12 protein-coding genes are annotated in these 21,196 nt (G+C 49.2%); 10 read left to right on the top strand and 2 right to left on the bottom strand.

Annotated features, from left to right (window positions below; all coding sequences use genetic code 11):
- Positions 1–210 precede the first annotated feature (210 nt).
- From AC6CIF_RS06725 to AC6CIF_RS06700, 6 genes are all read left to right on the top strand, one after another.
- Positions 211–1,587, top strand: a complete 1,377-nt coding sequence (locus AC6CIF_RS06725; protein WP_498198624.1) for a class I SAM-dependent rRNA methyltransferase — start codon at positions 211–213, stop codon at positions 1,585–1,587.
- Between the two features lie 232 nt (positions 1,588–1,819).
- Positions 1,820–5,323, top strand: a complete 3,504-nt coding sequence (gene addB, locus AC6CIF_RS06720; RefSeq protein WP_076211639.1) for a helicase-exonuclease AddAB subunit AddB — start codon at positions 1,820–1,822, stop codon at positions 5,321–5,323.
- Complete coding sequence (gene addA, locus AC6CIF_RS06715) at positions 5,320–9,747, top strand: helicase-exonuclease AddAB subunit AddA (RefSeq protein ID WP_498198622.1); 4,428 nt, start codon at positions 5,320–5,322, stop codon at positions 9,745–9,747. The genes addB and addA overlap by 4 nt, the downstream gene beginning before the upstream one ends.
- 59 nt (positions 9,748–9,806) lie before the next feature.
- The gene (locus tag AC6CIF_RS06710; RefSeq protein WP_076211634.1) at positions 9,807–10,991 is read left to right on the top strand and encodes an exonuclease SbcCD subunit D; all 1,185 of its coding nucleotides are present in this window, start codon (positions 9,807–9,809) and stop codon (positions 10,989–10,991) included.
- Positions 10,988–14,407: an AAA family ATPase gene (locus AC6CIF_RS06705; protein WP_498198619.1), complete on the top strand. Its 3,420-nt coding sequence runs from the start codon at positions 10,988–10,990 to the stop codon at positions 14,405–14,407. The genes AC6CIF_RS06710 and AC6CIF_RS06705 overlap by 4 nt, the downstream gene beginning before the upstream one ends.
- Positions 14,408–14,887: 480 nt before the next feature.
- Entirely contained in the window at positions 14,888–15,232 is a 345-nt protein-coding gene (locus tag AC6CIF_RS06700; protein WP_036674796.1) for a hypothetical protein, read from the top strand.
- A 782-nt stretch (positions 15,233–16,014) separates the two neighbouring features.
- On the opposite strand, the gene AC6CIF_RS06695 is transcribed toward AC6CIF_RS06700, so the two are convergent.
- Together AC6CIF_RS06695 and AC6CIF_RS06690 are read right to left on the bottom strand one after the other, a co-directional pair.
- On the bottom strand, positions 16,015–17,148 hold the full coding sequence (locus AC6CIF_RS06695; RefSeq protein WP_498198617.1) for a bifunctional cystathionine gamma-lyase/homocysteine desulfhydrase: 1,134 nt from the start codon (positions 17,146–17,148) through the stop codon (positions 16,015–16,017).
- A 1-nt stretch (position 17,149) separates the two neighbouring features.
- Positions 17,150–18,100 carry a PLP-dependent cysteine synthase family protein gene (locus tag AC6CIF_RS06690; protein ID WP_498198615.1) on the bottom strand — a complete coding sequence of 317 codons (951 nt, stop codon included), beginning with the start codon at positions 18,098–18,100 and terminating at the stop codon, positions 17,150–17,152.
- Positions 18,101–18,320: 220 nt separating this feature from the next.
- Between AC6CIF_RS06690 and AC6CIF_RS06685 the strand changes: the two genes are divergently transcribed.
- The 4 genes from AC6CIF_RS06685 (at position 18,321) to AC6CIF_RS06670 (ending at position 21,150) form a co-directional block, all read left to right on the top strand.
- Entirely contained in the window at positions 18,321–18,680 is a 360-nt protein-coding gene (locus tag AC6CIF_RS06685; protein ID WP_024628477.1) for a histidine triad nucleotide-binding protein, read from the top strand.
- A gap of 232 nt (positions 18,681–18,912) precedes the next feature.
- Positions 18,913–19,086 carry a 30S ribosomal protein S21 gene (gene rpsU, locus AC6CIF_RS06680; protein ID WP_005547957.1) on the top strand — a complete coding sequence of 58 codons (174 nt, stop codon included), beginning with the start codon at positions 18,913–18,915 and terminating at the stop codon, positions 19,084–19,086.
- Between the two features lie 15 nt (positions 19,087–19,101).
- Complete coding sequence (locus AC6CIF_RS06675; RefSeq protein WP_017687237.1) at positions 19,102–19,545, top strand: GatB/YqeY domain-containing protein; 444 nt, start codon at positions 19,102–19,104, stop codon at positions 19,543–19,545.
- A gap of 282 nt (positions 19,546–19,827) precedes the next feature.
- Positions 19,828–21,150 (top strand): NfeD family protein, encoded by a 1,323-nt coding sequence (locus AC6CIF_RS06670; protein WP_076211727.1) that lies wholly within the window; start codon positions 19,828–19,830, stop codon positions 21,148–21,150.
- Positions 21,151–21,196: the final 46 nt, after the last annotated feature.

Genomic DNA, 21,196 nt, shown 5'->3' with positions numbered 1-21,196 from the left:
TGATTCGTGCAAACGCAGCGAAGAAGACGAAATTGTTACCGAAGAAGCGAAGCGCTCGCCTTTATCCCCGGATTTTCCCTTTGAGAAAAGGGAGTTCAAAAAAATCTGGAGACAACAGCGATCGGAAGATCGATTCGTAACCGAAACGCCACCTACGCGCCGCACCAAACCTATCTTTTGAACTATTAAATTAAAGGAAGTGGATCTACCTTGCCATCAGTTACACTCGAACGCAGTCGCAAAAAGCGGCTAGAACATGCACATCCATGGATATTTAACAATGAAATTGCCTCTGTTGACGGAAACCCGGAGCCGGGAGATCTGGTCAATGTATTGAATCATCAAGGTCGCTATCTGGCGACAGGATATTACAATCTCGCATCTCAGATCACGGTAAGAGTTGTATCTTATCAACCGCTGGAGTCCGAACAGATGGATACGGCGTTCTTTGCAGCGCGTTTCCGCGATTGCTTGCGTCATCGGGAACGTTTTATCCAGGATGGAGAGGCATACCGCCTCGTTTATGGCGAAGCAGATTTTCTGCCAGGATTGATCGTTGATCGATTTGGCAGCGTCCTCGTTGTACAGTTGCTTACACTTGGCATGGATCGTTGCCGTGAAGCCATCGTACAGGCACTCATTGAAGTAATGCAGCCAGAAGGCATATATGAGCGCAGTGATGTCTCAATTCGTGAACTGGAAGGTTTGGAGCAGACCAAGGGTCCACTGTACGGAGAGTGCCCACGACATGTCACCGTTACAGAAAATGGACTACTCATTAAAGTGGATATCGTGGAAGGACAGAAGACAGGTTACTTCTTCGACCAACGCGAGAATCGTGCAGCCATCGAACCGCTCATGAAGGGTTGGGGCTACAAGAGTGGAATCACACTACAAACGACTGAGCAGGATGGCACAGAGCAGCTCTTGCCTGTGAATAAAAGCGGTAAAGTAGTTACATTCCCTTATTGGGATGGTGCCACTGTGCTGGAGTGCTTCTCACACACAGGCAGTTTCACGTTGAATGCTTGCAAGTATGGAGCCAAAAAAGTGACTTGTCTTGATATTTCGGAGCATGCCATTGAGAGTGCACGAACAAATGTGGAGCTGAACGGTTTTACCGACCGTGTTGAGTTCGTAGTTGCTGATGCATTCCAGTACTTGCGTGAACAAGTGAAAGGGCTGGATGAACGTACCGTACGTGCACGTGCAGGCGAACAGAAAGTAGATACATCCAAAGCGCTGGCAGCTGGCGGTAAAACATTTGATGTCGTCATCCTTGATCCTCCTGCATTTGCCAAAACGAAATCAGCAGTCAAAGGTGCATGCCGTGGATATAAGGATATCAACCTGCAAGGAATGAAACTGGTTAATGAGGGCGGATATCTGGTGACAGCCAGCTGTTCGTATCACATGCGTCCTGACCTTTTCCTGGATACGATTGCGGATGCAGCGGAAGATGCAGGCAAAGTGCTGCGTCTAATTGACTGGAAGGCAGCAGGTAAGGACCACCCGCAAATTTTAGGCGTGGATGAAGGACATTACCTGAAATTTGCTATTTTCGAAGTGCGTAGTAAAAAGAATTAGAAGAGTCTGGTTTCACTTTTTTTAATCTCTCGTGAGATAAAGTGAATTTTAAATGAATGATACTTTTGGCAAAAAGTCCACAGTGTGATAGCTGCGGGCTTTTTGCTGTTTGGCTGTGTTAACGGAGATGATCTCCGTTTTTACCGGATAGTGGCAAACGTATGTTCCGAACCAAGTCAGATATGTTATACTGGGAATTAAAATCTTGTACGTGTAGTTTGGAGGATTAGACATGTCCGTTCGTTTTGTTATTGGCCGGGCAGGCAGCGGCAAAAGCTCGCTGATTACCCGGGAAATTACAACCCTGCTTCAACAAGAACCGCAAGGTAAACCTTTGATTTTACTCGTTCCGGAACAGAGTTCCTTTCGCACAGAGCAGGCATTGGTGTCTTCTGGAGCAATTAAAGGTACCATGCGTGCAGAAGTGCTCGGCTTTCGCCGTTTAGCCTATCGTGTAATGCAGGAAGCAGGTGGTTCTGCTCGTATTCCGATCGGAGCCGAAGGCAAAAAGATGCTGCTCTACAAGGTCATCCAGCGCCGTAAGGAAGAATTGAAGTTGTTTGGTGCATCCGGCAGCCAGCTGGGTTTTATAGGTGAATTAAATGACTTATATAGTGAATTTAAACGTTATGAAGTTGATCCATCATTGCTGGAAGAAGGGCTGTCTGGAGGGAATACCTCATCCACTTCGCCGATTCTGGAGGACAAGTTGCATGACTTGAATCTGATATATCGTGACTATGAACAGGAACTGACCCATTTATATATTGATGATGAAGACACGTTGACTGAGCTGACAGATCGTTTGTCGGAAAGTGCATTGCTGCAGGATGCCCAGATCTGGATTGATGGCTTTCAGGGATTCACGCCACAGGAGATGAGTGTGATCGGTCGGCTGATGTTGCAGTCCTCTTCCGTGACGATTGCACTGACACTGGATCGTCCTTATGATCACGGCGCACTGCCTGGAGAACTGGAACTGTTCTATCCCACAGCGAGTGCCTATGCGCGCCTGAAAGGGATGGCTGACGAACTGGGTATACCGAGTGATATAACCGTGCTAGATTCGGAGATTCCACCGAGATACAAAGATCGTCCGGGACTTGCTCATCTGGAGGCTGGTTTCGACCGGCGAATTCGTTGGAAAAGTGAAGGCCTTGATTCCGGAATCCGACTGGTTGCAGCGGAAAACCGACGAGCTGAGATGGAGGGGGCACTGCGTGAGATGCGGCGCCTGGCACAAAACGAAGGTGCGCGTTACCGGGATATGGCAGTACTTGTCCGGCAGTTGGATACCTACGCTGATATAGCTGAACCTCTATTCAGGGATTATGGCGTACCCGTCTTTCTGGACCGCAGAAGAAATGAACTTCATCATCCATTGTCCGAGTTTATCCGTTCTGCACTGGATATTGTTCGGCGCCACTGGCGTTACGAGGATGTATTTCGCTGTGTCAAAACGGATCTGCTACTTCCGCGTGATGGTTCCATCACTCGTGAAGATATGGACCAGCTTGAGAATTATGTACTGGCTTGTGGTATTCACGGGTATCGCTGGACTGATGGCAAACCATGGAAGTATGTACCAAGCCTGTCGCTGGAAGATAACGGTCAGGATGGCCGTAGTCGAGGACGGGACCAGATGCTTTCTCTAATGGAGAGCTGCCGAACGGTCATTACAGATTCCTTGGGTGTTTTTGAGAAACGAATGAAAAAGGCAAAGACAGCCAAAGCCCAGTGCGAGGCACTATACAGATTGCTGGAAGATGCTGAGATCCCATGGAAGCTGGAGAACATGTCTGCTGAAGCTAAGGCTCAAGGTGACCCCGAACGGTCGAGAGAACATCGGCAGATGTGGGGAGCTGTGCTGGATTTATTGGATCAGATGGTTGATATGATGGGGAATGAACGGCTGGATATCACGCTGTTTGCCGGGATGATTGAGACCGGATTGACGGAACTGAAGCTGGGTCTGGTACCACCAGCACTTGATCAGGTATTGGTTGGTTCCATGGACCGTACACGCCTTCAGGACATCAAATACGTATTTATCCTTGGCGCCGTTGATGGTGAATTACCTGCCGTACCTCAGGATGATGGCGTATTAACGGAACTGGAAAGAGCGTTACTGACAGAAAGAGGCGTGGCGCTTGGACCAGGAGCAACAAGACAGATGCTGGATGAACGTTTCCTGATCTATACGGCACTTACAGCGGCAAGCAGCCAGTTGTGGCTGAGTTACCCGGTTGCTGATGATGAGGGGAAAGCACTGCTTCCTTCCGAGATTGTCCGCCATGCACGGAAAATGTTTGGTCTCCAAGAACAGCCATTACTCGCTCAACCACCGGTTGCGAACTCGGAAGAAGCGCATTGGTCCTATGTCACCCATCCAGGTCAGAGTCTGTCTGCGCTCATTGGACAATTGCGCAAATGGCGCCGTGGAGAAGACATCCCTGAAATGTGGTGGGCGGTCTACAATTGGCATGTATCTCGAGAGACAAGCAGACCTCAGCTGGAGCGGTTGATGGGATCGATCTTTTATCGTAATCGGGCATTGCCACTACGTACAGCTACCAGTCGCAGACTGTATGGTACAGAGGTGAGGACGAGTGTCTCGCGAATGGAGCGGTTCGTTGCTTGTCCGTTCTCCCATTTTGCTTCGCACGGGCTGCGTCTCAAAGAACGGCAATTATACCGCCTTCAGGCTCCTGATATCGGACAGCTGTTTCATGCTGCACTAAGCCAGCTGGCTATGCGGTTGCGTGAAGAAAATCGTAGTTGGGGCAGCTTGACTCCAGACCAATGTCGTCAGGAAGCCGAGCAAACGGTGGAGCAGATTGCACCACAGCTGCAAGGGGAGATTTTGCTAAGCACCAAGCGATACGGTTATATTTTCCGCAAATTGAAGGACATTGTTAGCCGGGCATCCGTTATTCTCGGTGAACAGTCCAGACGTGGAAGTTTTGAACCGATTGGGCTGGAACTTGATTTTGGACCGGATAAAACACTGCCGCCACTACGTTTTGAACTGGAGAACGGATGTGTGATGGAGATCGTGGGTCGGATTGACCGTGTGGATGTGGCAGAAGGCGAGAATGGTCTGCTTTTGCGTGTCATTGACTATAAATCAAGCCAGACGGACCTCAAGTTACATGAAGTGTACTATGGTCTGTCATTGCAGATGCTCACCTATCTGGAGGTGCTGCTTAGTGCTGCCGAAGAATGGCTTGGGGAAACGGCGATGCCGGGAGGAACGTTGTATTTCCATGTGCATAACCCGCTGTTGCAATCCGCAAACGGCATGACATCGGAGCAGGCAGGACAAGAACTGCTGAAACGGTTCAAAATGAAAGGTTTGCTGCTGGCGGATCGGGACGCAATCGCTCAAATGGATAACACCCTGGATAAGGGGTATTCAGCGATTATTCCAGTTGCCCTTAAGGCGGACGGAAGCTTTTATAGCAGCGCCGCTGTAGCTACGCCAGAGCAATGGGATACGCTGCTTGCTTCGGTTCGCAGTAATATCCGTCAGATTGGTACCCGGATTACGGATGGGGATGTGGCTATTGAGCCTTATCGCATTCAGCAGGAAGTGGCGTGTACGTTCTGTCCGTATAAGCCTGTTTGTCAGTTTGATGAGAATATAGAAGGAAATGAGTATAATCTGTTGTCCAAACCGGGCAAACAGCAAATCTGGGATATGTTATCTCACAACAAGGGAGGGGAAACATCATGACGAATATGCCAAAACCGGAGGGTAGCTTCTGGAGTGATGACCAGTGGAGTGCCATCTCGGAAAGCGGAGAAGACATTCTGGTTGCCGCAGCGGCGGGATCAGGCAAGACAGCCGTGCTGGTTGAACGAATTATTCGCAAGATCGCAGATCCCTCCCAAGGATTCAGTGTAGATCGTTTACTTGTAGCCACGTTTACCAAAGCGGCGGCCGCCGAGATGAAACAACGGATTCGGGAAGCGCTGGAACGTGCGCTTGAAGAACAGCCTGGAGAAGAGCATCTGCGTAAGCAGCTGTCGCTGCTTGGACGGGCATCTATTACAACGCTGCATTCATTCTGTATGGAAGTCATTCGCCGTTACTATCAGCAAATTCCGTTGAACCCGGCTTTTCGTATATTGAATGAAAATGAAGCGGAGATCATGCGCCAGGAACTGCTTGAAGAACTATTTGAGGAAAAGTATGGCGAAGAAGATGAAGGTAGTACATTCCGCGAATTGGTCGACTGGTTCAGTGGAGAACGAAATGATGATGCGATGCATCGACTGGTGCAACGATTGTATGATTTCTCCCGCAGTCATTCCTGGCCGGATCATTGGCTGTCAGAGATGGCATCTGCTTTTCAGGTGGAAAGTGTGGAGGCACTTGGACATTCAGCATGGGTTCAGAGTATTTTGCGTGATGCGGCTCTTGCTTTGAGTGGTGCAGCAGGACTACTCCGTCAAGGTATTCATATTTCCATGCAGCCTGAAGGTCCGGCACCTTATGCAGATACGTTAAAAGAAGATCTGGTGATGGTGGAAGAGCTGCTGTCTGCGGCCCAGGTTATGCCATGGGAGAAGTTGCCTGAAGTGTTTCAACCCGCTGCATTTGGCAAACTGAAACCCTGCAAAAAGGATCAAACGGACCCTGCTTTACAGGATCAGGTGAAGGAACTCCGGGAGGCTGCGAAAAAGGCCGTTTCCGACCTGAAAGGTTCATTGTTCGGAAGAAGTGCTTTTTCGTTCTGGCAGGAGCTGGAGCAAGCGGCACCACTCATGCAGGAACTGTCGAGGCTGGTTAGTACGTTTGGAGAACGTTATCGACAGGCCAAGCAGGAACGGGGGCAAGTTGACTTCAGTGATCTGGAGCATTACTGTCTTCACATTTTGCGGCATGAGGATTCAACGCCTGAACTGTCGATGCCTTCCGATGCGGCTATGGAGTACCGTTCGCGATTCGATGAAGTGTTGCTTGATGAATATCAGGACACCAATACGGTTCAGGAAGATATCGTGAAGCTCATCTCCAGAGAAAACCCGGGTAACCGATTCATGGTCGGTGATGTCAAGCAGAGTATCTACCGTTTCCGTTTGGCTGAGCCGGGTCTGTTTATGAACAAGTATCGCCAATATGGAGTGAGCACATGCGAAGATGGAATGGTGGAAGATCGTCTGAGTCGTACAGGTCAACGTATTGATCTTGCACGGAATTTCCGCAGCCGTGCGGAAGTCGTGCATTCAGTCAATATGATATTCCGGCAACTCATGAACGAAGGTGTGGCAGAGATTGCTTACGATGAACGAGCTCAACTGGCATATGGGGCTACGTTCCCGTCAGAAACACTTGGTGATAAGGCGTATACACCTGAACTTATGCTGATCGATCGTCAGGGCGGTGGTCCTGATCTGACAGAGAGTACGGATGAGAATGGGGATGTATCAGTCTCCGCAGAACTGGAGAGTGCCGAACTTGAAACGGCCCAGTTGGAGGCGCGGGCGATCGCAAGGCGTATTCGTGAGATGGTTGGGGATACGGATAAACCTGCCCTCCATGTATATGACAAAGCCCTGCAAACGATGCGCCCGGCACGTTACGGTGACATGGTCATCTTGCTGCGTTCGACCTTGATGTGGGCTCCGCTCATGATTGAGGAATTCAGACAGCAGGGAATTCCTGCTGGAGGAGAGCAGAGCAAGGGCTATTTTCAGGCTACAGAAGTGGAAATCATGATGTCTCTGCTTCAGCTTGTTGATAATCCAAGGCAGGATATTCCGCTTGCTTCCGTGCTTCGTTCCCCGATTGTCGGACTGGATGAAGAGGAACTGGCACAGATTCGGCTCGGTGACAAAAGACAGTCATTCTATGATGCGGTTATATCGGCTGCGGGAGATTGGAGCGATTCCTCCACTAATGCTGTACAACAATCCCGGCAGGATAAGCATCCTGATTCCAATATCGTCCAGTTGCAGTGGCCGGAAGCCTGGTCAGAGATGGAACAGGGGGAGCGGGAGACAGCAGCTTCTGTTGAGGCAGAGATTCTGGACGATGTACACGAATTCGATGTGCATACATTGCATACAGATGGAATGCAAGATGCTGGTGTTGCGGGACATGCAAGTGAGGATTTGGGCATAACGGAGATCTCAGGCTCGGAATTACAGCAAAAGTTAATTCGTTTTATGCGTCAATTGGAGCAGTGGAGACTTGAGGCAAGGCAAGGCAGTCTAAGTGAACTGATTTGGCGTATGTATCGGGAAACCGGTTATTTAGACTGGGTTGGTGGTCTTCCAGGAGGACTGCAACGTCAAAGTAATCTTAAGGCATTGTACGATCGCGCACGACAATATGAAGAATCAACTGCAAATCGTGGCTTGTTCCGTTTCCTGACCTATGTTTCTAGACTACGGGAAAACGGGGGAGACCTCGGGACTGTAACAAGTAGTTCTGGTGAGCAGGACAACGCCGTACGTATCATGACCATTCACCGGAGTAAGGGTTTGGAGTTTCCAATTGTTTTTGTCGGTGGCATATCCAAGATGTTTAATCAGCAGGACTTGAACGCACCGTTTCTAATGCATAAGGAACTGGGATTTGGTCCGAGGTTTGTGGATCGTGAGAACCGGGTTGCCTATCCTACATTAGCCAATCTGGCGATTCGTCGTCGTGCGCAATTTGAACTGCTTGCTGAAGAGATGCGTGTGCTGTATGTTGCGTTGACCCGTCCCAAAGAGAAAATGATTTTGCTGGGTACTGTAAAAGATGCCGCGAAAAAAACGCTCGCGTGGTCTCAGGTCAAGGATAGCCCTGAACTGGCATTGCCAGACTATCTGCTTGCTGCTGGACGGAGTTACCTGGACTGGATTGGACCATCCCTGATGAGACATCCAGATGCGGTTGTGCTGCGTGAACTTGCTGGAAGCAATGATTCGTTCTCAGCTTGTCTTGCAGATGATCAATCACGATGGGCGATCTCTATTATTTCCGCTGATCAGGTATCCCGTGACCATGTGGTGGATCAGACACTCGGAGAAGAAGACGGGATGACTGCGGTGCGGAAAGAGCGAATTGCTGCACTAAAAGCGGTTCAGCCTGTGAAGTTGGTTACATCCTCAACGGTAGAAGAGCTGACGAAGAGTGCACAAGATACGGCTAACCAAAACATTGAGAATGAAGGTGCCGATACAATAGCTCTTCAACAAGAGGAGACACAGCTGATCAACGAGGTTGATCAACGGCTTTCATGGACGTACCCCTATGAAGCAGCAACTCAAGTAGCAGCCAGTACATCTGTCACGGAGTTGAAAACGTTACTTGCGATGCAGGATATCCAGTCCGTAGAGGTGATGGAGGAACTGGGAGAACAGTCCGAGAAATTATTGGCTCACAACACCCCAGGAATCAATTACGGCAAAGATGAAGCAGGCCATGTACTACGTGGCGTATCCGATGAATCTAACGAGCCTGAGACTGGATCAGGGTCAGATTCAAACCGTACGGTGAATGTTCCAGATACGGGATCTGCGGGTACGTCTTTCAAACTGCATCTGCGTCGTCCGAAATTCATGGAGGCAACGCAGCTGACAGGGGCAGAACGGGGGAATGTGTATCATACGTTGATGCAGCATCTTCCTATAGATGGATCATCCGTTGATTCACAGCTTATTGAACAGACGATTGAGCGGTTGATTAACCTTCAGATTTTGCTGCCCCATCATGCTGCGGCTATCGAACCTGAAGAACTGGCCGGATTTTTCAATACAGAACCAGGGAAAGAATTATTGCGTGCAACGTGGATGAAACGGGAAATTCCGTTTGTGTATGGACTTCCGGCACACCAGTCTCCAGTGGAATGGCTTCATGAACGGGCGGCGAACTCAGATATACAGATGTTAAAAGAAGATAGCAAAATGCAGGCAACGATTGAAAATGAAACCGTGCTTGTACAGGGGATTATCGATTGTCTGTATGAGGTGGACGGCGAGCTTGTCTTGCTTGATTACAAGACGGATCGGGTATTGGAGCATCGTGGTGGTTTGGATGAACTCACCAAAAATTATCGCTTCCAGCTGGATCTGTATGGACGGGCTATTGAAGATATATTGGGACGGAAAGTTGACCGGAAATGGCTGTACTTTTTTGATGGTGGACATGCAGTGGAATTGTAAAAGAACTGGAGCGGAATTGTAAACCATGGATTTCATATGGGAGAGGGGTGGAACGGACGATGCGTATTTTGCATACAGGGGACTGGCATTTGGGAAAAACGCTGGAAGGACGAAGCCGACTGCGTGAACAGGAAGATTTCGTTGATGAACTCGTCAGGTTGGCTGATGAGCAGCAGGCGGATGCCATATTGATGGCCGGAGATGTGTATGATTCGGTGAATCCTCCCGCAGCGGCGGAACAGCTTTTTTATGAAGCGGCAGCACGTCTGACGGAGCATGGAAGACCTCTTGTGGTGATTGCAGGGAATCATGATCAGCCAGAACGTGTAGCTTCCGTAACTCCACTTGTGAACAGACAGGGCATCACACTCGTAGGGATGCCTACTTCAGAAGCGGTAACCATCCATGCAAAGCGAACCGGAGAAATTGCACAGATTGCTGCATTACCTTATCCTTCTGAAGCCAGATTGAATGAATTGCTGACAACAGATGGGGACGAAAATGTGCTTCGTCAGGCATACAGTCACCGGGTGGGCATGTTAATGCAGCGTCTGGCAGCTTCTTTTCGCCCGGATACCGTGAACTTGGCCATGAGTCATATCTATGTGCTCGGCGGACTTGAGAGTGATTCGGAACGTCCGATTCAGATCGGTGGGGCCTACACGGTGGACCCTTCATCTTTAGCGACTGGTGCGCAATACACGGCACTCGGGCATCTTCATCGTGCACAGGCTGTCAAAGGAGACGGTGTGATTCGATATAGCGGTTCTCCGCTCGCCTACAGCTTCTCGGAAGCAGGGCAGAGCAAGTCTGTCACAATGGTTGATCTGGCGCCGGGTGGAGCAGCACAGGTAGAAGAAGTTTTGTTAACCTCCGGGCGTCCGCTTGTACGTTGGCAGGCCCGTGGTGGTCTGGCAGAAGTATATCGTTGGCTGGATGAGGGGCGTGATCCACAGGCTTTTATCGACATGGAAGTGTGGCTGGACGAGGCGATGTCCCTGAAGGAGATTCAGCAACTGCGAAAATCACATGAAGGTATCATTCATATTCGCCCGGTGTATCCCGAGATGGCTGCAGCAGGACTTTTGGAACAACGATCCGAGCTGCCGGTCCACGAACTGTTCCGTAAATTTTATCAGCGTCAGACCGGTGGTGCACAACCGGAAGACAGCCTGGTACAGCTTTTCCTGGAACTTGTGGATGAAGACGAGCCGGGTGCGCGTGAGGAGGTCGAGGAAAGATGAAGCCAATTCTATTAAAAGTTGCCGGACTGCAAAGTTACCGGGAGATGCAGGAAATTGATTTTACCGTGCTGACGGAGACGGGGCTATTTGGTATTTTCGGTCCAACGGGTAGTGGTAAATCTTCCTTGCTCGATGCCATCACACTCGCCATGTACGGAAAAGTGGAACGTGCGGTGAACGGGACGCAAGGCATTATGAATCATGCAGAGGATTCGTTGTCGGTTGCTTTTACATTTGAACTGATGTCGGCGGAAGGCACTCGGAGGTTCCGGGTAGAGCGACGTTTCAAACGAAATAATGAAGTTTCGGTGAGTAACACGATCAGCAAATTCATAGAGACGGTTAATGGCGAAGAACAGGTACTTGCCGACAAATTGGCAGATGTGAATCGCTGCGTTGAAGATGTGATCGGTTTGAAGATGGATGATTTTACACGGGCAGTGGTGCTTCCGCAAGGGAAGTTTGCCGAGTTTTTGTCACTCAAAGGCAGTGAACGTCGCCAAATGCTGCAACGATTATTCCATCTGGAGAAGTATGGGGACCAATTGGCCATCAAATTAAGTCGGCGGGTCAAGGATAATGATATGGTTCACCAATCTCTTGCTGCGGAGCAACAGGGACTTGGTAATGCCAGCAAGGAGACGCTGGAAGAAACGAAACGTCTTCTTCAAACCGCTGTTCAGCAGTCTGAATTGTCCCGCAAAGCGCTGGATGAAGCTGCGAAGGAAGCTGAACAACTGGGCAAAATTCGTGAGTTAAGTAACGAACGGCAGGCCCGGATGGATGAACAGCAGAAGCTGAAAGCACTGGAACCACAGATAGAGGCAGGCGAACAACGGCTGAAACAATCCGTTGCGGCAGATGCAATACTGCCTGCGCTGCAGACGGTTCGAGATGCCACGGCTACACAGAAGCAGCGGCAGGATACCGCCGAGAAAGCTCATCAGCAAGCACTGGAACATGAGCGTCTGGCTGTTCAGGAAGCGGAGAAGGCTGAGACGGCACGCAAGCAAATGACTGAGGAAGAACCGAAACTTTTGCTGCGCCTGGAGCAACTCGAACAAGCAAAAGAGCTGCAACGGGAACGGGACGGGCTTCAGGCCGATTGCTCGCGCCTCTCACAGTTGCTGGAACAGGGGCAGAGCGAACAGACTGCGCTGGGACAGCAGCTTGAGAAAGAAAAGGAATTGCAACAGCGTGGACGAAAACGGCGTGAGGAACTACAGGAGAGCCTTAAGCCAAATGAAGTGAAGTCAGAGGAACGCAGGCAACTTCAAGCTGCACTTGAACTGAAACATCGTGTGGATACTGCCGCGGAGCAGTTGCAGCAAAATAAGGCTGACATGCAAGCCTATAAGCAGTCGGCAGAACAGGGAGCCGACAAGCTGAAGGCGGCGGCTGAGGAAGAACAACGCCTGAGTGATCAGCGTCAGCATCTGGTAGAACAGGCGTCAGCAGGTCTTGAGGCCTTGCTTGCCTGTGAGCAGGATATTAGCCGCGAACAGAGCCTACTGGCTCTAGCGGAGGAACAGCTGCGTGGCACGATGCGTGAGCAGGAGCTGCACCGGCTGTCCTCCGCCTTGCGCGCCGAGCTGCAAGATGGCGAGCCATGCCCGGTGTGCGGCTCGCCGCATCACCCGCTCCCGGCTGCGCCGCCGGGAGAAGGTCCGCATGCAGGCGATGCGGACCTGGAAGTGCTGCGCAGCCTGCACGCGGAGCTGCAGGAGCTGCGCTTTGGGCTGCGCCAGCAGCTGCACGAACGTCGCAGCCTGCTGACGCAGCTTGGCGCCGCGGCCGGCGAAGCTCCGGCCGCAGCCGAGGCCGCGCCTGCGGCAGCGGAGCCCGAGCCCGCCGGGTCGCTCGAACACGGGCGCTCCCCGGCAGGCTGGGCATCGCGTGCCGCTGCGCTGCGCGAAGCCGCGCAGGCGCTGGCTGCCGCAGCAGCGCCGCTCCAGGCCGAAGCCGCCGCGTTGCAGCAGGCGGCTGTGGGCGCGCAGCAGCGCCGCATGGAAGCGGCAGCTGCGCAAGAGGCCGGCCGTGCCGGGCTCACCCAGGCGGAGCGCAAGCTGGCTGAGAGCGAGGCCGCAGCGGCTACTTTGCAGAGCCGCTGGGCCATGGAACTGCCGGGCATCGCTCAGGAGGAGGCCAAGGCCCTCTATCAGGCGATGCAGGAGCGCGATGCGCGCGCCGAAGACATCAAGGAACGTCTTAACAAAAGCGTGACGTTCCTTGAGGAAAAAGACCAAATCATCCAATCTCTCCAGCAGAAGCTGGTGGAATTGGACAAACAACTGATTCAGTGGCAAACGGAGTGGCAGGGCAATAGCAAACAGCTGGCCGAGAAGGAAGAACGCTTGCGCCAGTGGGTTGGGGAGCAACGGGTAGAAGATCTGATTACTGCGGCTCAGGCTCGTCTGGATGGACTGCGGAAAACAGCTTCGGACTCGGCACAACGCTTCAAAGAAGCGGACACACTGAAGCAGGAATCAGCCAAGAAAGACGTCATGGCACAGCAGGCAGCCGCCTCGGCCACAGAACATCTGCAACAGGCACAGGAACGGTGGAAGCAATTGCTGGAACAATCCCCGTTTGACTCGGATGATGCCGTTGTGTCTGCGGCGATTCCTTCCCAGGAAGCAGAACGACTGGCAGGAGAGATCCAGCAGCACCGTGAACGTGAGCGTGAACTGGCATCCCAGTTACGTGAATTGGAACAAAAGCTGGGTGGTGCTGCCGTATCGGAGGAACAGTGGTTAGCCTGCACCGAACGTTTGCAGCAGGTCCGAATTGAGGACGAGGCTGCCCTTCGTGCCAAAGCACGTGCAGAACGTGATCTGGAGGATGTGGAGCAGCGACATGTTCGCTGGACCGAACTGGAGAACAAGCGGGTGGAGGTAAGCCGTCAAGGCGAACTGCTCAGCAAACTTCAATCCGCGTTCAGAGGCAATGCTTTTGTCGAGTATATTGCCGAAGAACAACTGATGCAGGTTAGTCATGCGGCATCTCAGCGTCTGCGCTTCCTGACCAAACAGCGTTATTCACTCGAGGTGGATTCCGGTGGTGGTTTTGTGATTTGTGATGATGCTAACGGGGGAGTCAAACGACCGGTATCAACGTTGTCAGGTGGCGAGACGTTTTTGACTTCGTTGTCACTGGCTTTGGCACTGTCAGCCCAGATTCAGCTGCGAGGTCAGTACCCACTTCAATTCTTCTTCCTGGATGAAGGGTTTGGTACCCTTGACCCTGAACTGTTGGATACCGTCATTACGTCTCTGGAAAAATTGCATGACGACCGATTGGCTGTTGGTGTAATCAGTCACGTGCCTGAACTGCGTGCACGCTTGCCGCGCAAACTTGTGGTGATTCCGGCAGGTGAGGCCGGAAACGGCTCACGGGTGGTCTTGGAGACCCTGTAGAGGGAAACGTGTATGATGTTTATCCGCTTACAATCCGGGCTTGGACCAGAATGCTGAAAATATAGTGCGGATGTATGTTTGTCTGTCTGGAGAAGTGACCTGTTACCGATTTAACGGCACGACATGGAGAAAAGAGGAAGGCATTACACTTCTCTCTGCCCAAGTAACTGATTATTTCCGAATGTTATTTTTGTAAAAATATTTCTTTTCTTGCTTTTACAATATAGCGGAGTGAGTTACATCACAGATACAGGTTCATCCCGCTGTTATACTACAGTTAAGCCGACAAACTTTATTTAAGTACCCCGGCGGACATCTGATCAGGACGTTTCCTGAATAGATGTCCGCGCAGCAGCCTTCCAAGGAAGCCGCTCACGGGGTGCTTCTTTTTTTTGTGTTTTTTCGTCAGTAGTGTCAATTCGCCCAGTTCTGAATACCATGAAAAGGTGATCAAGAGCAGAATCAGGGAGGCGTTGGCAAGTGGAAAAAGTGGAAGCGAAGAAAATATGTAAGGAACACATGCACCGTTATGTATGTGTACAGATGAATGACGGTATGCACTACGATGGCATTATGGAAAATGTGGATGACGAAATGATCTATCTGGCTGTTCCCGTTGGACCGGAAGCCATGGTGAATCATGCGAACTGGGCTCCAAATGCAATGCCGGGAGCAAACTATCCGATAGGTCATACTCGCGGATTTTATCCAGGTTACGGCTACCCTACACCTTATCCGTATTATGGTTATGGCCGTAGACGTTTTAACCGACTGGTGCTCCCGTTATTTGCGCTTACAGCGTTAACCCTTTTACCGTACTATTGAAATTAAAAAACAGGCATAACTGCAAGTGACACATTCTTATGTACCCTATGGGCATCCTATGAAAATCCTCGAAAATAACTAGCTGAGGACGGATGTTTCATTCATGGTACCGTACAGAATGAAATACAGAGGTCTTATCACATACAGAGTCTCAGCCTGATGTATCGCCATAGTCATTGCAATACAACTGGCAACATACCGAATATCAAAAAAAGGTCATGCCTAGGCAGAAGCGAACTTCTGTAAGGCATGACCTTTTTTTGAACCTGATTAGTGTAAGATCGAAGATGAACGGATAGCACATAACTTGTATTTAAACCTGCTGAAATCAGAACCTGGCCTTAACGTGTCCGTAGCAGCAATCGGTGTACTGCATCCTGAATATACGAGAACGTGCCTATGTGCGAGCAAACGATCAAGAAACCGGAAAGCTTTAATTCTCATTTCCGATTAAAAGCTTAGCTTCGGGCGGAATCGATGCTGTTCTCTTGCCCAGGATTGGAGGAGCAAAGCATGATGTGTGAGTGCTGACGAATCTGAGGCATCTTATTCAAGGCTTTGAAGCGCCCTCAGAATTTTAAGGAATCTGATACACGTTATAACCGAACAAACAGCTGCTTTCAGCATTTTTTTGAGGTTGTTTTGGTAAATAACGTGCCTGATGTTCCTTATAATTTCAAATGTGGCCTGAACGCCAAATAAGACGCCCTGTGTTCCTTGGAAAATCGTCCATCGTCCACTACTCCTTCTCCAAGATCGCCAGCATGGACTTCAAAATACCCTCAACTTAATGCAGATTTCAAATCCTCAAGTAAATCCTCAACATCCTCGATCCCAACGGAGATACGAATCAAACCATCCGTGATCCCCAATTCTTGCCGACGTTCATAGGGAATGGAAGCATGTGTCATTCGGGCAGGTACAGAAATTAAACTTTCCACCGCGCCCAGACTTTCAGCCAATGTGAAATAACGGACTTTGCTTAACACCTCATCTACTTTTTCAGCACTGCCTACATCAAAGGAAACCATACCGCCATATCCTCTCGCTTGCGTGGAAGCGAGCTTGTGCTGCGGATGGTTGGGCAACCCGGGATAATAGACTTTGCTCACTGTTGGATGTTGATTCAGAAATGTCACAATCTGCTCTGTATTGTGTTCTTGCGCTTCCATCCGCAATCCCAATGTTTTCAGACCTCGCATTAACAGCCAGGAATCCATAGGTCCCAGGACTGCGCCAATTGCATTTTGAATAAAATGCAGATCTTCACCAAGTTGCTCGCTGTTGACAACCGCAAGTCCTGCCACGACATCACTATGACCACCGATATATTTTGTTGCAGAATGTAGTACAATATCCGCTCCCAGAGCCAGCGGGGTTTGCCAATAAGGCGTACTAAACGTGTTATCCACGATGAACATCAATTCATGTTGTTTTGACCATTTCGCTACAGCAGTAATATCGGTGACCTTGAGTAACGGATTGGTAGGTGTTTCTACATAGATGGCCTTTGTATTGGATTGCAAAGCCTTTTCCAGTGCTTGTGGTGAGGTAGTATCTACAAAGGTAGACTCGATCCCCAGACGACTCAGCACCTTGGTGAAAATACGGTAAGTCCCGCCGTATACATCATCCGTCAGAATGACGTGATCTCCAGTTTTCAACAGAGACAGTACAGCGTGAATTGCAGCCATGCCCGAACTAAAAGCAAAACCTCGAACGCCATCCTCCAGCTCTTTAATGACTTCTTCCAACGCATGACGGGTAGGGTTGCCTGTACGTGAATACTCGTATCCTTTGTGTACGCCAACCGATTCTTGCTCATACGTGCTCACTTGATAGATCGGTACACTCACTGCTCCAGTGTGTGGATCACCAACAATACCTGCATGAATCAGCTTGGTTTTTGGTCTCATTTCATTGTCCTCCATTATATATATTTTGGCTTAAATACCGTTCGCTGCTATCCGGGAAAATAACAACGATGTTACTTCCGGGAGCTGCGTGAACAGCTTCGTTTAATGCGGCTTGCATAGCTGCACCTGAGGAACTTCCTACCAGTAAGCCTTCCAACAAGGCCAGATCCTTGACCCGCTCAAAGGCATCTTCATCTGAGATCGTATGAATGGCATCAAAGTAACTCACATCCATAAAAGAAGATAATGTTTCGACCCCTATTCCTTCTGTACGATGTGGTCCCGATGGACCTCCTGCCAGAATCGAACCTTCGGGTTCTACGATACAAGTTTTAATTAACGGGTTTTGCTCCTTCAAATAGCGAGATACTCCCATGAAAGTTCCGCCAGACCCGGCTCCGGCGACATATACATCCACCTGCCCGTTCAGATCACGCCAAATCTCAGGGCCCAGATGTTCATAATGTGCGAGTGGGTTATCCGCATTGGAGAACTGACCTGGAATATAGGAACCCGGTATTTCTTTCGCCAGTGATTCCGCCTTGCGTATGGCACCAGTGATTCCTTCAGATGTGGGGGTGTTGACGACCGTAGCACCAAGGGCTTTCATCAACTGCTGCTTCTCAACGCTGAACTTCTGAGGTACCGTGAAAATGACCTTTAAATTAAGGCCTACAGCCGCCATTGCAAGACCAATGCCTGTATTGCCTGCGGTAGCTTCGATCACCGTTCCACCTGGCTTAACAACTCCTCGTGCCAAGGCCTTCTCCAATAAAAACTTGCCAATCCTGTCCTTCACACTTCCTCCAGGATTCATGAATTCCAGTTTGGCGAACAGGCGGATTCCTTCCGGTAATGGATAACGAGTTAATTCAAGCAGTGGCGTATTACCGATAAGTTCCTGTACATGTTGATAAACGGTCAAATTAACCAATCTCCTTTTGTGTGTCATTAACCATACATATTTGTTTAATTGGAAAAAGTGCGTGATAAAACCATATTTCAATGTAATGGCGTGGTATACATCCAATGTCGTATAGTGTTCGGCTCGATGATATATGGAGAGTTGACGTAGATTGCCTGGTTGTGTGTCTAGAGATTGGACGTGGGTTTTTACTTCTAGTATGATAGAAGGGAATACATACACTGGAATACAAAGGAGGGTATGAACTATGGATTGCTTATTTTGCAAAATTGTAGAGGGCAGCATTCCCTCCAATAAAGTACTGGAGAATGACCATGTTATCGTTTTTCATGACATCCAGCCCGCTGCACCGACACATGTTCTTGTCATTCCGAAGAAACATATTGCTTCCATGAATGAAGTTACTGCAGAAGATCTGCCATTGATCGGCGAGATTCATCTGGCTGCTCAAGAAGCGGCGAAGCGTCTTGGCGTGGAGGAAACAGGATATCGCTTAATCAACAATTGTGGTAAGGATGGAGAACAAACCGTTCATCATCTGCATTACCATTTGTTGGGTGGTACGAGACTTGGCGTGTTGACAAGTCTGTCCGATTCTCACAAATAAACGAGCTAATGGGTACTAATATTGAGGATTTAGTCATATGCATTAAATCCACGAATGTGTGACCAAATGCTTATATAATGAATTCATTTCATAATACCTTTGAGTTATAAAATGGATTCAAATAAGTGATCATTACATTGAGGTTGACACCTTTATTATCTTTCGCCTATAATGTAAGATGATGAACCGTGTTATTGCTCTTGGACGGTCTGGTCGGAGGGAGGGAAAACTGGTGTCTGAAACTAAAGTTCGCAAAAACGAGACTATTGATGCTGCACTTCGTCGTTTTAAACGCTCCATCGCTAAAGATGGCGTATTGGCTGAGGTGAAGAAACGTAAGCATTATGAGAAGCCAAGCGTAAAGCGCAAGAAAAAGTCCGAGGCTGCTCGTAAGAGAAAGTTTTAGGAGGATTTTAACTACATGAATCTTAGCGAACGATTGAACGAAGATATGAAGCAAGCGATGAAGAGTAAGGACAAGTTCAGACTCTCCAACATTCGGTTGATTCGTTCGACGATCAAGAATCTTGAAATAGATTTGAAAAGAGATTTGGATGACAACGAAGTGCTTGATATCCTGAGTCGTGAAATCAAACAGCGCAAAGATGCCCTCCAAGAATTTGACAAAGCGGGCCGTGAAGATCTCGCGGCAAATGCAAAAGCGGAAATTGAAGTACTCATCCAGTACCTTCCCACACAGCTTACCGAAGAAGAAATTAAAGTTATTGTACAGCAGACCATCCAGGAAACCGGTGCTTCTTCGAAAGCCGAGATGGGGAAAGTCATGGCGGCCCTTATGCCGAAAGTTAAAGGCAAAGCGGACGGCAAACTGGTAAATCAAGCAGTTCAACAATTTCTGCAATAAAGCAAATCAATAAACACCTTCTGACTTGTCAGGAGGTGTTTTTTCCATTTATCAGAAAGCATGATGTCCTTGGGATGACAAAATTCCTTTTTAATGGTTAATATATATTATTATGGATTTTTATTCTTGCAATTGATCGGGTTTTCAAATATAATTTTAAGATTTTGAAACGAAATGTTGCATTGCACGTAATAAATACCATAAGCTGGACAGTATAACATTAATGGAAAAGGGGGGACTATTGTGAAGGGAAAGCGCCGGAAGAAGCTTACGGGGCCATTGATGCTCTTAATGCTGCTGACGCTGTTGCTTCCTGTCTGGATTGGATCACCGTCAGCGCATGCAGCTGAGAAGAGTGGTGCCGTATATATTATTCCGGTTGATAAACCAATCGAGCAGGGACTTGGCAAGTTCATGGAACGCGGGTTCAAGCAAGCAGAAGAGATGAATGCTGGCCTGATCGTTCTTGATATCAATACGCCGGGAGGCCGTGTCGACACTGCAGAAGCATTGGGTATCCTGATCAAGGACAGTCCGATTGAGACTGTTGCATTTGTTCGTGGAGATGCTGCTTCAGCCGGGAGTTTTCTGGCTCTGAATGCAGATAAGATCGTAATGTCACCAGGCAGTATGATTGGTGCGGCAGCAATGGTGGACAGTACGGGTAAACATGTTGATGATCCAAAGCTTGTTGCATTCTGGAAAAGCAAAATGCAGGGAGCGGCAGAAATCAGTGGTCGTGATGGCAAGATTGCAGCTGGAATGACGGATGTTAACATCGTTGTTGAAATGCCAGAGATCAATAAAACCAAGCAAAAAGGTGAAATTATTGCTCTCTCGGCTGAAGAAGCGCTGAAAGTTGGTTATGCCGACCACATTAGCAACACACCGGAAGAAGCGGCAGCTTGGGCAGGTTACAGTCAGGATGACGTATTTAAGGTAGAACGGACGACAGCAGAGAACATCTCATCCTTTCTTACCAATCCGGTTGTCATGACCATATTGTTGTTCCTCGGAATCGCAGGTGTGGCCATTGAATTGATCGTTCCTGGGTTCGGAGTACCTGGTATTGTCGGTATTGTATGTTTTGTCCTGTATTTCTCAGGAAATTACGTTGCCGGTTTTGCAGGAGCAGAGACGTGGGTGTTGTTCACTGTTGGACTCATCTTGATGATTCTGGAGATGTTCATACCAAGTATGGGTATCTTGGGTATTCTGGGATCAATTGCGCTTGTTGCAGGTGTTGTGAGGGCTGCTTATGATACGAGTGATGCATTCGTTTCCTTGGGTATCGCTTTCGGAGCAGCATTGGTAGTGATTGCGATTATCGCAGTACTGTTTAAAGATCGAGGGATATGGAATAGATTCATACTGAGTGACAGTATGTCAGCTGAGCGTGGATACTCATCCGCTACAGAGCGTAAAGAGTTGATTGGACTGCAAGGCATTAGTCTCACACCGCTTCGACCTTCTGGAACAGCGATGTTTGAAGGAGAACGAATTGATGTTGTGGCAGATGGTGATTTCATTCCGGTTGACACCCCGATTATTGTGATTAAAGCGGAAGGTACCCGGATTGTTGTTCAGCAAGCATTACCGGTGTAACCTGCTCTGTTGTCGAAGCGGATTAACGCTTCGGCAATGTACATAA

Source organism: Paenibacillus sp. GQ49 (genome assembly GCF_059759055.1).
Note: the sequence above shows the minus strand (reverse complement) of the source record. Positions and strands in the feature narration are given on the sequence as shown.

Bases quoted from the DNA above. Each gene is read 5' to 3' on its own strand.
- addB (WP_076211639.1), top strand. From the start codon at position 1,820: ATGTCCGTTCGTTTTGTTATTGGCCGGGCAGGCAGCGGCAAAAGCTCG.
- addA (WP_498198622.1), top strand. From the start codon at position 5,320: ATGACGAATATGCCAAAACCGGAGGGTAGCTTCTGGAGTGATGACCAG.
- AC6CIF_RS06710 (WP_076211634.1), top strand. From the start codon at position 9,807: ATGCGTATTTTGCATACAGGGGACTGGCATTTGGGAAAAACGCTGGAA.
- AC6CIF_RS06705 (WP_498198619.1), top strand. From the start codon at position 10,988: ATGAAGCCAATTCTATTAAAAGTTGCCGGACTGCAAAGTTACCGGGAG.
- AC6CIF_RS06695 (WP_498198617.1), bottom strand. From the start codon at position 17,148: ATGAGACCAAAAACCAAGCTGATTCATGCAGGTATTGTTGGTGATCCA.
- AC6CIF_RS06690 (WP_498198615.1), bottom strand. From the start codon at position 18,100: ATGACACACAAAAGGAGATTGGTTAATTTGACCGTTTATCAACATGTA.
- AC6CIF_RS06685 (WP_024628477.1), top strand. From the start codon at position 18,321: ATGGATTGCTTATTTTGCAAAATTGTAGAGGGCAGCATTCCCTCCAAT.
- AC6CIF_RS06675 (WP_017687237.1), top strand. From the start codon at position 19,102: ATGAATCTTAGCGAACGATTGAACGAAGATATGAAGCAAGCGATGAAG.
- AC6CIF_RS06670 (WP_076211727.1), top strand. From the start codon at position 19,828: ATGCTCTTAATGCTGCTGACGCTGTTGCTTCCTGTCTGGATTGGATCA.